The organism is Paraburkholderia bannensis NBRC 103871 (assembly GCF_000685015.1).
GTDB lineage: Bacteria > Pseudomonadota > Gammaproteobacteria > Burkholderiales > Burkholderiaceae > Paraburkholderia > Paraburkholderia bannensis.
The window spans coordinates 339230-357087 of the sequence record NZ_BAYA01000003.1; the positions used below are offsets into that span (position 1 = coordinate 339230).

At 62.3% G+C, this 17858-nt stretch carries 18 protein-coding genes; 7 read left to right on the forward strand and 11 right to left on the reverse strand.

Annotated features, from left to right (window positions below):
• Positions 1–353: 353 nt before the first annotated feature.
• The 7 genes from ggt to BBA01S_RS04820 form a co-directional block, all read right to left on the reverse strand.
• The gene (gene ggt / locus BBA01S_RS04790; protein ID WP_027815439.1) at positions 354–2084 is read right to left on the reverse strand and encodes a gamma-glutamyltransferase; all 1731 of its coding nucleotides are present in this window, start codon (positions 2082–2084) and stop codon (positions 354–356) included.
• A gap of 151 nt (positions 2085–2235) precedes the next feature.
• Positions 2236–3639, reverse strand: a complete 1404-nt coding sequence (locus BBA01S_RS04795) for an MFS transporter (RefSeq protein WP_027815440.1) — start codon at positions 3637–3639, stop codon at positions 2236–2238.
• A 162-nt stretch (positions 3640–3801) separates the two neighbouring features.
• Entirely contained in the window at positions 3802–4581 is a 780-nt protein-coding gene (locus tag BBA01S_RS04800; protein WP_027815441.1) for a phosphocholine cytidylyltransferase family protein, read from the reverse strand.
• Positions 4582–4607: 26 nt separating this feature from the next.
• Positions 4608–5618: a flippase-like domain-containing protein gene (locus BBA01S_RS04805; RefSeq protein WP_027815442.1), complete on the reverse strand. Its 1011-nt coding sequence runs from the start codon at positions 5616–5618 to the stop codon at positions 4608–4610.
• Positions 5615–6451 (reverse strand): HalD/BesD family halogenase, encoded by an 837-nt coding sequence (locus BBA01S_RS40045; RefSeq protein ID WP_156965867.1) that lies wholly within the window; start codon positions 6449–6451, stop codon positions 5615–5617. Before BBA01S_RS40045 ends, BBA01S_RS04805 begins: the two co-directional genes overlap by 4 nt.
• Positions 6448–7152, reverse strand: coding sequence for a CDP-alcohol phosphatidyltransferase family protein (locus BBA01S_RS40050; protein WP_042295974.1), 705 nt, complete (start codon positions 7150–7152; stop codon positions 6448–6450). Before BBA01S_RS40050 ends, BBA01S_RS40045 begins: the two co-directional genes overlap by 4 nt.
• 148 nt (positions 7153–7300) lie before the next feature.
• On the reverse strand, positions 7301–7531 hold the full coding sequence (locus BBA01S_RS04820; protein ID WP_027815443.1) for a hypothetical protein: 231 nt from the start codon (positions 7529–7531) through the stop codon (positions 7301–7303).
• 138 nt (positions 7532–7669) lie between these two features.
• Here BBA01S_RS04820 and BBA01S_RS04825 point away from each other — a divergent pair, with 138 nt between their 5' ends.
• A complete protein-coding gene (locus BBA01S_RS04825) occupies positions 7670–8335 on the forward strand; it encodes a hypothetical protein (protein ID WP_322787808.1) in 666 nt (221 codons plus the stop codon).
• A gap of 31 nt (positions 8336–8366) precedes the next feature.
• Here the strand turns inward: BBA01S_RS04825 and BBA01S_RS04830 are convergent, their stop codons facing one another.
• Positions 8367–8882 (reverse strand): hypothetical protein, encoded by a 516-nt coding sequence (locus BBA01S_RS04830; protein WP_027815445.1) that lies wholly within the window; start codon positions 8880–8882, stop codon positions 8367–8369.
• Positions 8883–9667: 785 nt separating this feature from the next.
• On the opposite strand from BBA01S_RS04830, the gene BBA01S_RS04835 reads away from it, so the two are divergent.
• From BBA01S_RS04835 to BBA01S_RS04845, 3 genes are all read left to right on the forward strand, one after another.
• A complete protein-coding gene (locus tag BBA01S_RS04835; RefSeq protein ID WP_027815446.1) occupies positions 9668–10834 on the forward strand; it encodes a porin in 1167 nt (388 codons plus the stop codon).
• Positions 10835–11203: 369 nt separating this feature from the next.
• Positions 11204–11557: a hypothetical protein gene (locus BBA01S_RS04840; protein ID WP_027815447.1), complete on the forward strand. Its 354-nt coding sequence runs from the start codon at positions 11204–11206 to the stop codon at positions 11555–11557.
• Between the two features lie 118 nt (positions 11558–11675).
• Positions 11676–12185 (forward strand): metal-dependent hydrolase, encoded by a 510-nt coding sequence (locus BBA01S_RS04845; RefSeq protein ID WP_027815448.1) that lies wholly within the window; start codon positions 11676–11678, stop codon positions 12183–12185.
• 109 nt (positions 12186–12294) lie between these two features.
• Here the strand turns inward: BBA01S_RS04845 and amaB are convergent, their stop codons facing one another.
• Both amaB and BBA01S_RS04855 read right to left on the reverse strand, forming a co-directional pair.
• On the reverse strand, positions 12295–13794 hold the full coding sequence (gene amaB / locus BBA01S_RS04850) for an L-piperidine-6-carboxylate dehydrogenase (protein ID WP_027815449.1): 1500 nt from the start codon (positions 13792–13794) through the stop codon (positions 12295–12297).
• Between the two features lie 369 nt (positions 13795–14163).
• The gene (locus BBA01S_RS04855) at positions 14164–14367 is read right to left on the reverse strand and encodes a DUF6900 domain-containing protein (RefSeq protein WP_027815450.1); all 204 of its coding nucleotides are present in this window, start codon (positions 14365–14367) and stop codon (positions 14164–14166) included.
• Between the two features lie 336 nt (positions 14368–14703).
• Here BBA01S_RS04855 and BBA01S_RS40055 point away from each other — a divergent pair, with 336 nt between their 5' ends.
• Positions 14704–15390 carry a helix-turn-helix domain-containing protein gene (locus BBA01S_RS40055; RefSeq protein WP_042295978.1) on the forward strand — a complete coding sequence of 229 codons (687 nt, stop codon included), beginning with the start codon at positions 14704–14706 and terminating at the stop codon, positions 15388–15390.
• A 27-nt stretch (positions 15391–15417) separates the two neighbouring features.
• Here BBA01S_RS40055 and pcaQ read toward each other — a convergent pair whose 3' ends face one another.
• Positions 15418–16413, reverse strand: a complete 996-nt coding sequence (gene pcaQ, locus BBA01S_RS04865; protein WP_027815451.1) for a pca operon transcription factor PcaQ — start codon at positions 16411–16413, stop codon at positions 15418–15420.
• Positions 16414–16556: 143 nt separating this feature from the next.
• On the opposite strand from pcaQ, the gene pcaH reads away from it, so the two are divergent.
• Together pcaH and pcaG are read left to right on the forward strand one after the other, a co-directional pair.
• The gene (gene pcaH / locus BBA01S_RS04870) at positions 16557–17261 is read left to right on the forward strand and encodes a protocatechuate 3,4-dioxygenase subunit beta (protein ID WP_027815452.1); all 705 of its coding nucleotides are present in this window, start codon (positions 16557–16559) and stop codon (positions 17259–17261) included.
• The gene (pcaG, locus tag BBA01S_RS04875; RefSeq protein WP_027815453.1) at positions 17261–17851 is read left to right on the forward strand and encodes a protocatechuate 3,4-dioxygenase subunit alpha; all 591 of its coding nucleotides are present in this window, start codon (positions 17261–17263) and stop codon (positions 17849–17851) included. The genes pcaH and pcaG overlap by 1 nt, the downstream gene beginning before the upstream one ends.
• The last annotated feature ends 7 nt before the right edge of the window (positions 17852–17858 follow it).

Consider the following 17858-nt stretch of genomic DNA (forward strand, 5'->3'; position numbering starts at 1 on the left):
GCGCCACAACCGCTAAAGCTTATCGAGCGGTTTCGGCGAACTCAAGGCGCCGTGCGCGCACGCAACACGAGGGAAAATCAGGAGAAGAAAAGAAAATGGGCAGCCGAAGCTGCCCAGTCAAACACACGCCGGCTAGGTGTTCACGTCGCCGGAGATTGCATATTACGCGATGCATGCGGCACAGGGATCCTCATTAAAAAGGACAAACGCGCATCTCATGCGAACTTTTCATGCTCGAAGCGCACGCGCACCCTATGCCCAAGGAATTTCAGGAAAACTCGTACGGCAAATATTTCCCATCGGCAACAAGGTGCGCGCGCAACCGGTAGCATTGACCGGCGATGCTTGTCCGCTTACTGCACCACCCGCGTCACGCCGCGGCCGCGCGGATCGGCGGCAGCCTCAGGCGTGTCGCCATCGATGCGGATTGCCTGGATATCGCCGTTGAAGTCCTGCCCCTTCAGCACATAACCCTTGGCCTCGACTTCCTTCGCCAGGTCGCCGTTGATCGGCTCATACGGCTCCCAGAAGATCGTGTTGGGCGGCAGCAGTTGATGATGGAAACGCATCGCGCCCACGGCGTCCTTCAACGGCATCTTGAAGTCGTAGATGTTGTTGATGACCTGGAAGATCGACGTGAAGATGCGCGAGCCACCCGGCGTACCGATCACGAGCGACACCTTGCCGTCCTTCGTGAGGATGGTCGGCGACATCGAGGACAGCGGGCGCTTCTTCGGCGCGATCGCATTCGCGTCGCTGCCGACCACGCCGAACATGTTCGGCACGCCCGGCTTTGCGGAGAAGTCGTCCATCTCGTCGTTGAGCACGATGCCCGCGCCCGGCACCACCACGCCCGAACCAAAGTAGCCGTTGATCGTGTAGGTGTTCGACACCGCATTGCCCCATTTGTCGACCACCGAGAAGTGCGTGGTCTCGGCCTTTTCCGGCATCGAGGTGCCAAGGCCCGCCTGCACGCTCTTGGTGTCGGAAGGCTTGTCGGGATCGACTTCGGCGGCGCGCTTGGCAATATAGGCGTCGTCGGTCAACTGCGCGACCGGCACCTTGTAGAAGTCGGGGTCGCCCAGGTATTGCGCGCGATCCGCGAACACGCGTTTTTCGATTTCCGCGATCAAGTGGATGTATTGCGGCGAATTGAGCGGCACGTCCTTGAACTGCGGCGCAAGATCGGCCTTCATCTTGAGCAGTTGCACCAGGCCCACGCCGCCCGAGCTCGGGGGCGGCGCGGTGATCACTTCATAGCCGTTCCACTTCGCTTCGACCGGCTGGCGCCAGACCGCTTTGTACTCCTGCAGATCGCGCTTCGTAATGAGGCCGTGGCCCTTCATCGAGGCCGCGATCAGGTCGGCCGTCTTGCCATCATAGAAGTCCTTCGCGCCTTGATTGGCGATGCGCGTGAGCACGCTGGCGAGATCGGGCTGCTTGAAGTTCTCGCCCACCTTCATGTTGCCGAAGTACTGGTCGAAGTTGGTCTTGCCGTCGAATTCCTTCGACGCTTCCTCGCGGCGCTTCGCCAGCAGCTCGTCGACGACAAAGCCGTCGCGCGCGTATTTGATGGCGGGTTGCAGCACCTGCTTCCACGACAGCTTGCCGAAGCGTTTCTGCGCTTCCCACATGCCCTCGACCGTGCCCGGCACGCCCACGGCGTCGTAACCATAAAGGCTCTTGCCGGCGATCACGTTGCCCTGTTCGTCCTGGTACATCGTGCGCGTGGCGGCCAGCGGCGCGCGCTCGCGATAGTCGAGGAAATAAGGCTTGCCGTTCACATAGAGCGTCATGAAACCGCCGCCGCCGATATTGCCGGCTTCGGGATACGTCACGGCGAGCGAGAAGGCGATGGCAACTGCCGCGTCGACGGCGTTGCCACCTTCCTTGAAGATCTGTTCGGCGGCATCGGCGGCGTACTTGTCGGCGACGGCAACGGCCGAGGCGTTCAGTACGGCGGGATGTTGTTGCGTGTCCTTGGCGAAGGCCGGCGTGGCTTCGAGAAAGCCCGCGGACAAAGCGGAGAGTGAAACGAGTGCGAGAGCGGCAGCGGAAATTTTCGTTCTATCGACCAGCTTCATTGAGTGACCTCCATGATTCGGTTCATCGTATAACGCGTACTTGCCCAGCTTTCACCAGGCTTGTGACCCAGCCCCAACGCTTATAGCACGCACAGAAATCGTTTGCGATCCGGCCATCCTCCGATAGCTCGCAGCGCTTGAATGCCTCCGTTCAAGCCGACCCGCGCCGTCCGCGCGCGATCTCGTCGCCCGCATTGGCGGGCAGCCGCAAGGTGACCGGAATCGACGCCACCGAAAACAGGCCGACCACCAGGAACGCCGGCCAGAAGTCCGACCACACGATCGTCGAATGGCCTTGTAGCCGATGCGAAACTTGCAGCACGATCCCCGCGATCGTCACGCCCAGGCCCAGCGAGACCTGCTGGATCACGCTCGCCACGCTGGTGGCGCGGCCAATGTCCTTGCTCGGGATATCGGCGTAAGCCAGCGAATTGAGGCCCGTGAATTGCAGCGAAGGAAAGATGCCGCCCGCCAGCACGATGAACCAGATGAGCCACACGGGCGTGCCCGGTGAAAACGCGCCGTAGATCGCGATGGCCGCCCCCGCGATCGCTGCGTTCACGACAAGCGTGTTACGAAAGCCGAAGCGCCCCAGCACGCGCGACACAATCGCCTTCATGAAGATCGAGCCGAACGCCGAGGCACAGGTGATCGCCCCCGATGCAAACGCCGTCATGCCCAGCCCCTCCTGCAGCGCGAGCGGCAACAGGAACGGCACCGCGCCGAGTCCGATACGAAACAGCGAGCCACCCGCCACGCTCGCGTTGAAACTGGGGATGCGCAGAAATTTCAGGTCGAGAACGGGCCGCTCGGCGCGCTGCGCGTAGAACCAGTAAGCCGCCAGCAACACCGCGCCGGTTACGCACATCGTCACGGCTTTCGTATTGGAAACCAGCTCGCCGCCAACAAGCGACAGTCCCAGCATGAACAGCGACGCGCCGCCTGCCGACAGCAGAAAACCCATCCAGTCGAGCGGCCCCGGATGCTCCTCGTGCATGTTGGCGATATGCCGGTTCGCGAGCCAGATGCCGAGCACGCCAATCGGAATGTTGACGAAGAAAATCAGCCGCCAGTGCAGATACGTGGTGATGAACCCGCCGAGCGGCGGCCCCACGACGGGCCCGAGCAGCGCGGGCACGGTCAGGTAGTTGACCGCGCGAATGAAGTCGGATTTCGGCAGCGAACGGAAAATGATGATGCGCCCGACCGGCACCATCATCGCGCCGCCGATGCCCTGCACGAAGCGCGCGGCCACGAACATTTCGAGCGAGCGCGACGCCGCGCACAGCAGCGACCCCGTCATGAAAATGCCAATGGCCGTGCGGAACACGTTGCGGGAGCCGAAGCGATCGGCGACCCAGCCGCAGATCGGAATGAATACGCCGAGGCCGATCACATAACTCGTGACGGCAAGCTTGAGGGTGATGGGATCCTGGCCGAGATCGCGGGCCAGCGCGGGCAGCGAAGTGACGATGACGGTCGCGTCCACGTTCTCCATGAACATCGAGCACGCGACAATGAGCGGAACGATGAAAGCGCCGAGGGCTAGTGGCATGGGCAGGAACGACAATCAGCGCGGCTGATGGCGTAAAGCTGCCATTATGGCACCGTGTTGCAGAAAGCGGGGACACGGCAACAGATGAAGCGGCGCAACGCAAACAAAAAAGCCACCTGTTGAGGTGGCTTTTTTACCCAGCGATGCAGGATCGATGCGCGATTACTCGGCGACCTGCTTCACGCGACTTGCGACCGGCGTGAGTTGCGGCAGCACCTGTTCGGCGGCACGCGTCACGTCGTTCGGGAAGTCGATTTCGATCCACGGCGCGCCGGTGACGTCGGCCGTTTCGAATTCGGCGCCGCGTTCGAGCAGCAGGTCGCGCAGCGCTTCTTCGTGCGGCAGGTTCGCGCGGCCCGTATCGACATAGCCTTCGACGATCTGCGCAAAGCGCATTGCGGTCGCTTCATTCAGGCGGAAGAAGCCGACCGATTCGCCGATCGTGTCGTATTGCAGGCCCACGGCCAGTTGCTTGCGCAGCTCGACGGGCACGCCGTCGCGCAGGCACAGCTTCACGGGTTCGTCGCCCGCTTCGAAGTCGCGGTCGATCAGGAGCCGGTTGGCCGGTGCCTCGCCTGCCACGAGCGGCGCGAACACGCGCTCGTCGTAAAGCACGTCCGCGTCCATCAGCAGCACGTCGCCGCCGCGCGTCATCGCCTCGGCGGTGCGATGCACCGTCAGCACGCTACCCAGATCGAAGCGCGGGTTCAGCACCACTTCGACCTTGTGCGGCCAGCCAATGCGCTTGAGTTCCGCCTCGACCAGCTCGGGCTGGAAGCCGAGCGCGAGCACGACTTCGGTGACGCCCGCCGATTCGAGCATTTGCAGATGGCGTTCGAGCAGCGAGACGCCCTCGAATTGCAGCAGACATTTCGGAAACTGTTCTCCAGCGCGTTGCTGAAGGCGCAGGCCGAGGCCTGCCGCGAGAATGATGGCGCGCATGCGCAACGTTCCTTGGGAGAAAAAGGTCAATCGGCGACTTCGACAGCGGGGACGCGCGGAGCGCGACGGCGTTGCCAGCTACGTTCGCTGAAATGCAGATACAGAAGGCCCGGCAAACCGAGCACGATTTCGCGCGCGCGCTTGGTGAGCGAGAGCGCGAGTGCCGCCTCGGGCGGCAGGCCAACGAGCGGCGCCAGCAGCAGATAACCGCCCTCCTGCACGCCGAGCGAGCCAGGAATGGCAAACGCCGCACCGCGGATCGCCTGGCCGATGCTTTCCAGCAGCAGCGCGTCGATCCAGCCGACCGGATGGCCGAGGAAATGCAGCGCGAGCCACACTTCCGCCGTGCCGACGAGCCAGCCCGCGAGACTCAGCACGAAGCTGGCCGCGGCGCGGCCGCGTTCGGTGTAAAGCTCCGTCACGGCGGCGTCGATGGCATCGGCGCGCGTGGCAAGCGACGACCAGTCGCGCTTGCCGAACAGCTTCGCCGCGATACGCAGCAGGCGGCCAAACAGGCCACGGCGCTGCGCCACGTAAAACAGGGCAATCATGCCGCCGAGCACGACCGTGGCGATCATCGCGGCAAGGCCGAGATCGCGCGGCGCGCCGTTGGCGGCGTAAGCCGAAAAGAGCGCAATGCCGAACACGGCGAAGACGATCTGCGCGACCGCTTGCAGCGTCGTGCTCACGGTGATCGCCGCGGCCGCGTCGCGCATGGCCATGCCGCGCTGCGCAAGCTGACGCACCATCGCCACCGGGCCGCCGATCTGGCCGGCCGGCAGCAGGCTGTTGACCGATTCGCCGCTCCAGCGCGCGAGCAGCGCGTCGCGTTGGTCGACACGCTCGCCTTTGCGGAACATCACCGCGATCGCACCCGCATCGAGCGCGAGCGGCACGACGTGGAACGCCGCGACGAGCGCGAGGCCCCAGCCGGCGGCCGCCAGCGTGCTCGTTATCGAGCCCAGGCCCTGCCAGGCGAGCAGCGCGATAAAGAGTGCTGTGCCGATCGACAGCAGCAGGATGGCGACACGACTCACACCCGCTCTCCGGTCTTGCGCGCGCCGCCCGTCGCGGACTGCAGCGCCTTGCGGAACACCTGGCGGAAGCCGAAGTACGCAATCGCGTCTTTCATGTTCGAGATGAAACGCCGCCACGGGCGCATGTTCGGGTTGGTCACGTATTCGAACGTGAGCGAAACCCGTACCTCGCCCTCGCGGCTGGCCGTGACGCGGTGGCGCAGCTTGTCGCCGTCGAACAGCACGAGCGCGCCCGGCGGATATTGCACGGCGCCGGGTTCGTCGGCCTTGTTCTGGTCGCGCGTGTGCAGTTCGTAATCGAGAATGCACGACGAGTCGTCGATCACGCCCAGCAGCACCGTATAGCGGCGGCCATCGTAATAGGACGTGTCGTAGTGCCAGCCGATGTGATCGCCCGCGCGCGTGTAGTAATAGAGCGCGTACGCGTGCGGATCGTCTTCGGGCGAAAGCTGGAGCTTGTCGCCGGTCATCTTTTCGAGCCAGGCGATCAGCTTCGGCGAGCGGTACAGCTCGGCGATATACGGCTGGAGGCGATCGATCGTGTGGCGGCTGACGCTGCCGCCCGCCTTGTGGCCCGGAATGAAATTGCGATTGACCTCGGGCATCAGCGCGTTGGCGGCGTCGATGAGCCGCTGCGTCGCGTCCGCGGGCAGGAATTCGGAGAGATACAGGAACGAACCCTGATTTACGTACTCGTCGCGCAGACGCGCCGAGTCCAGACCGCCCAGGGCGCGGCCAATCGAGGCGTCGGCCGTGCCGTTCGCAGCGGCTTCGCCGCCTGCGCCACGCACATTAGCCATTACTGCCTGTTCTTCTTCTGCTTGCACACTCATCTGCTGATCCAAACCTGACGGGTTTCCTTGCCGGCCGCGCGGCGCGTCACGCGCCAATAATCGAGCACCACGTAAGCCGCAAACAACGGCGCGCCGATGGACGCGGCCACGACGAACGGCGATGCGATACCGGTGAGCGTGACGAGCGGCAACAGATACAGCACGTCTTCCGTCTCGAAACCGCCGACGAAAGCCTGCTGCGTACCGGCCTTGCCCGCCATTTCCTCGATCCGCATGCGAAGGAAGAAGATTACCGCGACGGCCACGCCCGCGATACCGCCGAGCACTGCCGGCGGCACGCGCCATTCGGCCGCAGTCGCGCCGGAGGCTGCAACGACGCCCAGGCCATAGCCCATGCCGAGGAACAACAGGATCGTCGTAGCGGCATCCGCTGCGAGGTCATAGAAATGCCCGATTCGGCTGGTTTTACCGCTGATTCGTGCGAGTTCGCCGTCGGTATGATCGACAAAATTCGACAAAACGATCAGAAATGCGCCAATATTGGCGTGCAGGAAATCGCCGCGCGCCAGATAGAAAGCGCCAGCGAGCCCGATCAACAGGCGCAGGGTCGTCAGGTGATTTGGCGTAACGCGAGTCGGCACGAGAGGCGTGACGAGCCAGCGCGCCGCGCGCGCATCCCACGTGCGCGGCAGCGGTACCGCGCGCGGTAGCGTTTCCGCAGGTTGGTCTTTTCCAGTCATAACCCGGAAGTATAGTGTAAGCCGTCTCGATATGCTCTCGGGCCTAGCACACTTGCGTGTAACTCACCGATCCGGAAGTGTGTCGTTTTCGCGAGAAATGTAAGGGTGTTTTGCTGCGACGCACAATACCCCGACGGCGGCGTGTGTTCTAGCCGTGGAGCAGCCTGCCCGATGCCAGCGTGAGCCAGCTCACCGGGTCGGTCTGCTGCTCGCAGACGCTCTTGAGATCCGCGAGTTCCACGATGCCGGCGGCGTCAGCCTGAAGCGCCTTGCAGGCCCCCGAGGCGATGCTGAATCCGTAAACGAGCATGGCGATGTACGCGACGAGGAATACGTCGACGGCCACAAAGGCCGATGCGGCGAACGCGGTGTTTTTCATGTTGCACTTTCTGGTTCTAATTGGACGCCCGCGCCATCGATGCATGCTTTCAGGGCGATCTTCGAGCTTTCGAAGCGTTACAGCCAGGCCTCGCGTGACTCGGCATTATTTACCGAATGAGAGCGATTTTCATTCAGAATGCATCAATTTTACCGCCAGGAGACCGACAGCGAAACCGTCGGCAGCGCGATGTCGCTGGATTGTCCGTTCCAGAATGGGCGAACGTTTGCCTGCATCGAGGCGGACAAGCCCGATGCGGCTACGCAAGCACGCTTGCGCAAACCCGCGTACAGTGTGCATCCCTTCGCGCCGGCCCCGCCAGAATGTAAAAGGGCTGCATCGGCGCCATGCTTAATCGCCAGAATTCCGATGAAACGTCTTTCCCTCGCTGCCCTGCTGCTTGCGGTGCTGCCATTTGTGCCGCTCACCGGCCACGCCGCCGCGCTCGACGATGCGCTGACCTGCAAGGAGTCGGCGCATGATTTCGTGTCCGGCCTGATCGACCAGAAGCTGATCGACGACAAGCCCATGCGCGTCGAGAAGAATTCGATCAACGCCTTCTGGCCCGCGCACGGCGAGCATCTGACGGCCTACGGCTACAGTGTGTTTGCGATTGTGGCGTTCCAGCAGGACGACCCACTGTTCAAGAAAGGCGACGGCAAACCGATTGCCCGTTCGGCCTATGGCGCGGTGGTGGTGGGCACGACAGCCAAGGTTCAGGCAGCGCTGGACGCAGTTGGCAATACGGCTATCGTGCATCATGCCGGGCCGCTGCTGACCGCCATCTTCTGTCAGCAGGATTAGTCGGCATTAAGCGGCCCGACCTCAGGGCGCGTTATTCGATGCGCCCAAATCCGCCCTCGGCCCACGACTCGGCGCGCGCCTTGGTCAGCTTGAAGTTGGGCGCGACACGCACCTGCGCGATCTGCTCGCCGAACGTGTCGAGCGCCGTGAGCACGGCGTAGGGTTCGTACTCGTCGGGCACGATGTCGAGCGTGACATCGATATCGCCATCGCCGGTTTGCAGGCCGATGCGCTTGTGCAGCAGTGCGTGCAACTGCTGCTCATGGCGGCGCAACACTTCCGAAGCGGTCTTCACGAGCGTATTAAACGCCGAGGTATCAAGCGGCTTCGGATTCTTCTTGTCGCGCCCCATCGTCCACGGGCCGACCAGCGCGGGCTCGGGCTCGCCGTCCTTGATCATCGCGACAGCCCAGCCGTCGTCGTCTTCGTTCTTGATCACGCGCGCCGTCCAGCCGTCCTTGCGCCACAGGCGCGGATCCTGGATCACGTCGTCTTCGGTCGGTTCGAGGGAGTCGTCGGGAAAAGCGGCGGGCGAAGCATCGGTCATGGCGGGTTCCATCGGGTTCTGCGGGCCTGCCCGATTTCGGTGGGCAGGGGCAGGATTTTACCCGCAAGCGCCGTGACGGCGGCCACGTCGTCCGCGCATCGCGGGTTCGCGAACCGCTCATGTCATTCGCACCGCCGCTTCTGGAATTAATCCGCGAAATCAGGAAACTGACATTTCGATAATGTCGGCATTCAAGTTCCAGTCGAATGAGGCGCTATCGCCGATTACGTATACAGAGGCGCAGCTATTCCCGTCTGCATTCAGCTTATTTCGGTTTTCGCAATACTGTCTTTCGCGTCGCAAATCGAACTCTTAATGACCTGGATCAACGCGCAAAAAAAACGCGGCCCGAGAGCCGCGTAAAACAGATGAAAAAAGACCACCCTTGGTCAAGGGGTGAGCGAATTGTACCGCCCAATCCCACGCTCGTAGTTCGCATAATCTGGAACAGTACCTTTCAGAAAACGGCAGAAATATCCCGTAAAAATCACGCGATCCCAGCAATACGTTGCTGCATAAGCGAGACAGAGTCGTCGCACTTGCGCAACAAAATAATCGTTGTCACATTTTGTCGCATCTCTAACGATTAAGAAAAATCCCTTTATGCGCAGATACTTACGTGCATTAATGCGGCTATTACAATTTTCAGAAAGTATTGTTGCTCGTAGCAAAGCCAATCAGCGGAATCCCCGGAATACACTTCATCCCGAATCGTCAGACCACGGAAGCCATTGCCCGGCAATCGCATTTCGTGAGATTCCCAAGTACTGTCCGGAGTTAAAACCATGAAAAAAACCCTTATCCTCGCTGGTGTTCTCGGTGCATTTGCAATGAGCGCACACGCGCAAAGCAGCGTGACCCTGTACGGCTCGCTCGACGCAGGTATCGTCTATGCCAACAATGCCGGCGGCCACAGCATGTGGGCGCAAGGCAGCGGCGCCATGTCGAACAACTACTTCGGCCTGAAAGGCGCTGAAGACCTCGGCGGCGGCCTGAAGGCGATCTTCACGTTGGAAAGCGGCTTCAACCTCAACAACGGCGGCTACAAGAACGGCGACAGCGGCTTCAACCGCCAGGCGTTCGTCGGCCTGCAAAGCGACAAGTACGGCACGCTGACGCTCGGCCGCCAGTACGACTCGATGAACCAGTACCTCGCGCCGCTGTCCGAAGCGGGCGCGGGCTTCGGCAACAACCTCGCGGGCCACCCGTTCGACAACGACAACTTCGCCCAGACCTTCTCGATCAAGAACGCAGTCAAGTACTCGAGCGCCAACTACTCGGGTCTGCAGTTCGGAGGCCTGTACGGCTTCTCGAACCAGGCTGACGGTTTCGCGAACAGCCGCGCGTGGAGCGCGGGCGCGTCGTACAGCAACGGCCCGCTGAACGTCGCGGCCGGTTACCTGCAACTGAACAACTCGGGCACCGTGGGCGGCAACACGAGCGGCGCGGCGTCGGCTGACCAGAACATCTCGGCACGCCAGCAACGCACGTTCGGCGCAGGCGCGAACTACACCTACGGCCCGGCGCAAGTCGGCTTCGTGTGGTCGCACTCGCAGATCGACGGCCTTCAGAGCCTGTCGAGCGGCGGCGCGACGCTGGCTGGCGTGAGCGGCCTGAACCTGCACATGGACAACTTCGAACTCAATGGCGCGTACCACCTGACGCCGGCACTCGCCCTCGTGGGTTCGTACACGTTCACCGACGGCACCGTGACCGGCACGGGCAACGGCGACCAGAGCCCGAAGTGGCACACGGTCATGATCGGCAGCGACTACTCGCTGAGCAAGCGCACCGACGTCTACGTCGCGGGCGTGTACCAGCACGCTTCGGGTTCGATGGGCGTGAACGGTTCGGGTCAGGCAATCGCGAACGTCGCAGCGATCAACACGCTGTCGCCTTCGACGACCAACAACCAGATCGCCGCAACGGTCGGCCTGCGTCACCGCTTCTAAAGCGTACTGGCGCTCGCATCAAAACGAGCGTCATCGAAGTTGTCGGATCCATCGGACTGATCGGGCAAGCAACGCAATCCGCTGCGTTGCCCGGCTCCAGCAAAAACGCACATGCGTCACGAGCGCATGTGCGTTTTTTCTTTCTGCGCTTGATGCGCTGGCTGCGCGTGCGCTTTCAATTTCGTATCGGCAACTTTTGTCGCGCTTTCGACGCGCTGGCACTCTCCCGCGAATGCGGGCCAGCGCTCGCACCGTTGCATCTTTTTACTTCTCCATGCGGCTGCGTTAGCCAACGCGTGCGTATACTCATGAGCACATACTCGCTACGCATCTCGCGTTGCGCTCTGTTCCGCCCTGGTCACGCCGCTTATGAATACCCTCACGCAACGCCTCATCGCCGCCCTTCCGCTCGCACTGGTCGCCGCTTGTGGATCGTCGCCATCCAGCACTGCCTCGAATGGCGAAACGATGATCTACGCATCGTCGGCACGCTCGCCTTCTTCGATCGCGAATTGCCTTGAAGACCGTTTGTCGAGCGTGCACGAATCGCGCAATGGCAACGCGATGGAACTCGCGATCGGTTCGAGTTCGGATGCGTCCTACCTCGTCTCGCTCACCCCGAACGGCTATGGTTCGGTGATCCGCGTGACGCATGGCGCGTCGAGTTCGGACAACCCGCCGGAAGCCGAATTTCGCTTCGCCGTGGCGCGTTGCACGACTTAATTTCTCTCGTTGCAACTAACGACGCTTTTTTAGCGAAAAACTCGCATAAAACCTCTGTCATGATGTCGTCACATCTGCGAAGATTGCGCCCTCTCTGGATTTTGCACGACATCGCTTCATGGCTTCTGGGTCCGCACATCACGCCACCGGCTGGGCCGCCGGCGTCATCGCCGCCGCTATCGTCACGCACTCGGGAGCGGACACCCCGTGGCACCTTGCGGCTGCTTTAGCTTTCGTTGCCGGCGTCGCGGGCGGTACGGCGCCCGACTGGCTCGAAGTCGCCTGGTGGCGCAAGAAGCGCAAGCTCTGGATCACGCATCGCACGCTCACGCATTGGGGTATCGGCTGGGTGGCGTTGCTGCTATGCGCGTATCGCGAACTCGGGCATTGGTTGATCGCCGCGCCGGCATTCGGCTTCGCATGCGGCGGCATAATCCATCTCTTTGCCGACTGGCCTAATCCGCTTGGCGTGCCGTGGATCGCGCGGCGCCATTCGCTGAACCTGTGGCGCAGTGGCCGTTGCGATCTCATAGTGATCGCCGCTTCGTGGGTCGCCGCGTGGTTCTTTGCGGTGCATGGCGTGCCGCATGGCTGGTCGCTCGAACCGCTGCGACGGCTGGCCTCTTGATCTGGAATCCGAAATAATTGGATGAAGAAACGGGCGGGCGACGCATTCAAGCGTCGCCCGCCTTTTGCTGCTTTCCCAGCAATCTATCGCATCAAGCGAATCAAGCGAATCAATCGAGCGAGAAGTCGATACCCTGCGCGAGCGGCAACGCCGACGAATAATTGACCGTGTTAGTCGCGCGCCGCATATAGCCCTTCCACGCATCCGAACCGGACTCGCGTCCGCCGCCGGTTTCCTTCTCGCCGCCGAACGCGCCGCCAATTTCCGCGCCGCTCGGGCCGATATTCACGTTCGCGATGCCACAGTCGCTACCCGATGCTGACAGGAAACGCTCCGCTTCGCGCAGGTCGGTCGTGAATACACACGACGACAGACCATGCGAGGCGGCATTGTTCGCCGCAACGGCTTCGTCAAAGTCGCGATACTTCATGACGTAGAGAATCGGCGCAAAAGTTTCCTTCAGGACAATCGCGCTTTGCGCGGGCATTTCCACGAGCGCAGGACGCACGTAATAGCCGTTGGCGAGGCCCTCGACCTGCACCCGCTCGCCGCCCGTGACCGCGCCGCCTTCCGCACGCGCCTGCTGCAGCGCGGACTGCATGCCTTCGAACGCGTGCGAATCGATGAGGGGCCCCATCAGCGTGCCGGCCTGCAACGGGTTTCCGATCGGAACCTTGGCGTAAAGCTGCTTCAACCGGTCGACGGTCGCGTCATACACGCTCTCGTGTACGAACAGCCGGCGCAGCGACGTGCAGCGCTGCCCCGCCGTGCCGACCGCCGAAAAGAGGATCCCCCGCAACGCAAGTTCGCGATCGGCGCTGGGCGTCACGATGCCTGCGTTGTTGCCGCCCAGTTCGAGGATCGAGCGGCCAAAGCGCTGCGCCACGGCGACGCCGACCGTGCGGCCCATTGCCGTGCTGCCGGTTGCGCTCACAATCGCGGCGCGCGGATCGGCCACGAGCTTCGCGCCTGTCTCGCGCCCGCCGATGACGAGCGATGCGAGCCCCTCAGGCGCGTCGCCAAACGCCCGCACGGCGTCGTCCATGATCTTCTGGACGGCCAGCGCGGTCAGCGGCGTTTTCTCCGAAGGTTTCCAGATCACCGGATTGCCGCAGACCAGCGCAAGCGCCGCATTCCATGACCACACCGCAACGGGAAAGTTGAATGCCGAAATCACGGCGCACACGCCCATCGGATGCCAGCTTTCGGCCATGCGATGGCCAGGACGCTCCGACGCGATCGTCAGGCCATACAGTTGCCGCGAGAGACCGACCGCGAAATCGCAAATGTCGATCATCTCCTGCACTTCGCCCAGGCCTTCCTGAAGGATCTTGCCTGCCTCCAGCGAGACGAGGCTGCCCAGGGCCTCCTTGCGTGCCCGCAAGCGCTCGCCCAGCAGGCGCACAAGTTCGCCGCGGCGCGGCGCCGGTACGTTGCGCCAGTGAAGAAACGCTTGATGCGCGCGTGCCAGCGCCGCGTCGACGTCCGCCGCCGACTGGCTCGCCACCCGCCCAATCACTTCGCCGGATATCGGCGATTTCACTTCGATGTCACCCGACCTGGCCTCTTCTGAAATGCCGAGGTCGGCAAGAATGCGTGTTGCGTCCATGACCGATCCTTTATTTCCGATAAGAAACAAAACTCTGGTGAGCCGACTATACACGGGGGGCGATGGTGCAGCAAGACGGCTATCGATTGCCCCCATGACGGCCTGACATCATGCAAAAAGCGCACATCATGCGGCTTTCTCGTCAATTTTCACTTCAACTCCACCCGTTGCCTGAAGTTTCATTTAAGAAACAACAACCAGCAAACGCGGGTTTCCGATAAGAAAAAATAGAAACCACTCGCCTCGGACAGACCGCAAAAGCAAAAAGAGCCGCCCGGCTAACCTGGCGGCTCTCAATAGTTCAGAGGAGGTTTCTTGTGGGAAACGCCGAGGCATTGAGCCCCGGCGTTCAACGGCGGCCAGCAGCGCCTATGACTCTTGCACACATTCGGCGCGGCCGATGCGGTGTCCGACGATCAAGCCCGCGTCATAAGCGGATTCGAGCGCGCGACCGACGTCCTCCGAGCTCACCAGGTGGTAGTCAGCGGTTTGCTTGCCGGTCAGTTCGAAGCGCTCAACACCTAGCGTTCGTCGTGAGATGGCCAACAGTAGTTCGAGACGTTCGTCGCGCATTTGCTTCTCCTTGCTTAATCTTCGTCACTCAAATCAACAGTAAGGATCACCATGCAGTTCGTTACGTGCCCCCTCGACGCAGATCGAGGCCTATTCACATCCTTACTATATTGAAAGACATTTCTGACAGGCACAAAGATCCGCGCCAATCTTCAAACAGTGTTAATTCGAGCTTCAAAACGCCCAGCTGCGACAAAAAGTACCTACAAAACACGCAGAATCGACGATTCGATTGCAAACGTTAGCCGTTTGGCCGATGTTTCCGAAAGGCGGCGCTTTGCTATGATCGGAAACGTGCCAGAACACTCAAAAAGGCCTCTTTAACGTTCCCCACTTATGGACACCACGCTCACGCAATCGGCCGCTTCATCGACCGCGGATCTCGGCCGCCGCGTCCGCGCCGCGCGCCTGGCCCAGGATCTGACGATCGAGCACGCCAGCCGCGTGTGCGGGGTTTCGCGCTCGACGCTGTCGAAGATCGAAAACGGGCTGATGTCGCCCACCTTCGACGTGCTGCAGAAAATCGTCGCGGGCTTGAAGATCGATCTGGGCGAACTGTTCGGCTCCACGCCCAAGCTCGATTCCGGCGGCCGTCGCGCGCTCACGCGGCGCGGCGCGGGCAAGCCGCACGCGTATCGCGGCTATGCGATGGAGTTGCTCGCCACGGAACTCGCGCACAAGGCCATGTTGCCGTTTCTGGTGCGCATCACGGCACACTCGGCCGACGCGTTCGATGACTGGGGGCGTCACGAAGGCGAGGAATTTATCTATGTGATCAGCGGCAGCGTGTGCCTGTATACGGAACTCTATACGCCCACACATCTGGATGCGGGCGACAGCCTGTACTTCGACAGCCGCACCGGGCACTACGCCGTGTCCACGAGCAAGGAAGACGCCGTGGTGCTCTGGATGTCCACCGGCGAGACCGTGCCGGGCGCGCTGGAAGCCGCCCAGGCCTTAACAGCTGCGCCTGATGCGACCATCAAGCCGTCGCGTTCCAAAAGGAAACTTCCGGCAGCGTGAACGCAGGCGCGCCACACGCGTGAATATTCACGCTTTGCCTTTTGCGCGCGAACGCCCCTTCCTCGCTGTAACAGAACCCTGCGCGCCGACCCGTTCGCGCGCCGACTGCCTTACTGCATCCATCAACGCACGCCCGGCCGCCGTCGGCTGCGTATCGGTGCGCTGAATCAGGCCGACCGGCTCTTCGCCACCCGCACTCGGCAAGGGCAAGCGCACCAGCGTGCCCTCGCGCAGATCGTATTCGACCGCACCCGACGGCACGAACCAGACCGCGTCGTTCTCCAGCGCCAGCGCGCGCCCGACCGAAACCGACAGCAACTCGACAAAGGACGTGAGCGGCGGCGCGCCCCACGCCGCCAGCAGGCTGTCTGCCGCCTGGCGAATCAAGGTGCCGAACGGCGGCAGGACAAGCGGGAAAGCCGTAGGAAATGGCGCGAGCGGCTGTGCCGAATCGGAATCGGCGACAAGGGGATGGCCCTTGCGCACGACCACGGCGAGCGGCTCGTTATAGAGCTGCTCGAAACTCAGGCCCACCATGCGCTCGGGATCCGCGAGCCGACCGACCGCGAAACTAACCGCGCCCGCCTTCAGCAATTCGAGCAATTCCGCATTGGCCCCCGTCACCAGCCGCACGCTCACGCGCGGCCAGTCGCCGGTGAAACCACGCAGCGCGGCGGGCAACAGTGCCGTCGCCACGGTAGGCAGCACGCCAATATCGAGTGTCGCCGCCACCGTCCCTTCCTCGCGCGCGAGCAGCGCCACGCCCTGACGCAGCGCACTCACGCACGCGCTCGCGTGCGGCATGAAAAGTTGACCTTCGCGTGTAGGCAGCGCGCCGTGCCGGCCGCGCTCGAACAGCTTCACGCCGAGCGCCGCCTCAAGTTCGGCGATCGTCTTGGAAACGGCGGGCTGGGTAATCGACAGGCTTTCCGCGGCCTGCTGCACGCTGCCGAACTGCGCAACGGCAAGAAAGCACTGGAGATGGCGAAATTTGACGCGTGAGTCTGCGAGCCGGTTTTGCATAACGATTGGTTATACGAGACGCGATAAAACGTCATTTTGCATAACTTTTCGCATTGGATAAAGTGGCGGCATGCACGTGATGCGACGGTGCGCCGCGCTGCAAATAACTTCTTCCCACAAATCCTGCCAGGAGACACCCCACCATGGACGAGTCCATCCTGTCGCCGCGCGACTTCGATTCGCATCCGGCGTTTGTCTATCCCCCGTATCGCTCCTCCACCAAACGCGGCCCGACGCAGCCGATGATTCCGCTGAAGGAAAAGCTGCGCAATCTGCACGCCCCCGTGTATGGCGCGGAAGACCTCGGCGCGCTCGATCACGACCTCACGCGTAATGCGGCACGCAACGGCGAACCGCTGGGCGAGCGCATCATCGTGACGGGCCGCGTGCTCGACGACGGCGGCAAGCCGGTGCGCAACACGCTCGTGGAAATCTGGCAGGCCAACGCGGCGGGACGCTACGTTCACAAGCAGGATCAGCACGATGCGCCGCTCGATCCGAACTTCCTCGGCGCAGGCCGCTGCGTGACCGACAACGAAGGCCGTTACCGCTTCCTGACGATCAAGCCGGGCGCGTATCCCTGGGGCAACCACCCCAACGCATGGCGTCCGCAGCACATCCACTTCTCGCTGTTCGGCGATTACTTCGGCTCGCGCCTCGTGACGCAGATGTATTTCCCCGGCGACCCGCTGCTCGCGTTCGACCCGATCTATCAGGGCACGCCCGAGCAGGCGCGCGAGCGCATGATTTCGCGCTTCTCGCTCGACACCACCGAAGACAGCTACGCACTCGGCTACGAATTCGACATCGTGCTGCGCGGCCCGAACCAGACCCCCACGGAGCGTTGATCATGGCACTCAAGGAAACGCCCTCGCAAACTGTCGGCCCGTACTTCGCCTACGGCCTTTGCCCGCAGCAGTACAACTTCGACTACAAGAGCCTGTTCACGCCCGAAGTCGTCGGCTCGCAAACGCCCGGCGAGCACATCACGGTGATGGGTCATGTGATCGACGGTGACGGCAAGCCCGTGTTCGACGCGATGCTGGAATTCTCGCAAGTCGACTCGCAAGGCCATTACCCCGAGTCGCGCGCACAAATCGCCGAGACGGGCTTTCGCGGTTTCGCACGCGCGGGCACCGGCACGGATCCGGAGCAGCGCTTCGTCGTGCGTACGGTGAAACCCGCTAGCGAAAACGCCGGCGAAGCACCGCATATCAACGTGATCGTGATGATGCGCGGCATGCTCACACATACCTTCACGCGCATTTATTTCGACGACGAAGCCGCTGCGAATGCCGCCGATCCGGTGCTCGCGTCGGTGCCCGAAGCACGCCGCAATACGCTGATCGCGCGTCGCACGGAGCAAGCCGGCAATATCGTTTATCACTTCGATATCCGCATGCAGGGCGAAGGCGAAACGGTGTTCTTCGACCTGTGATGCACCG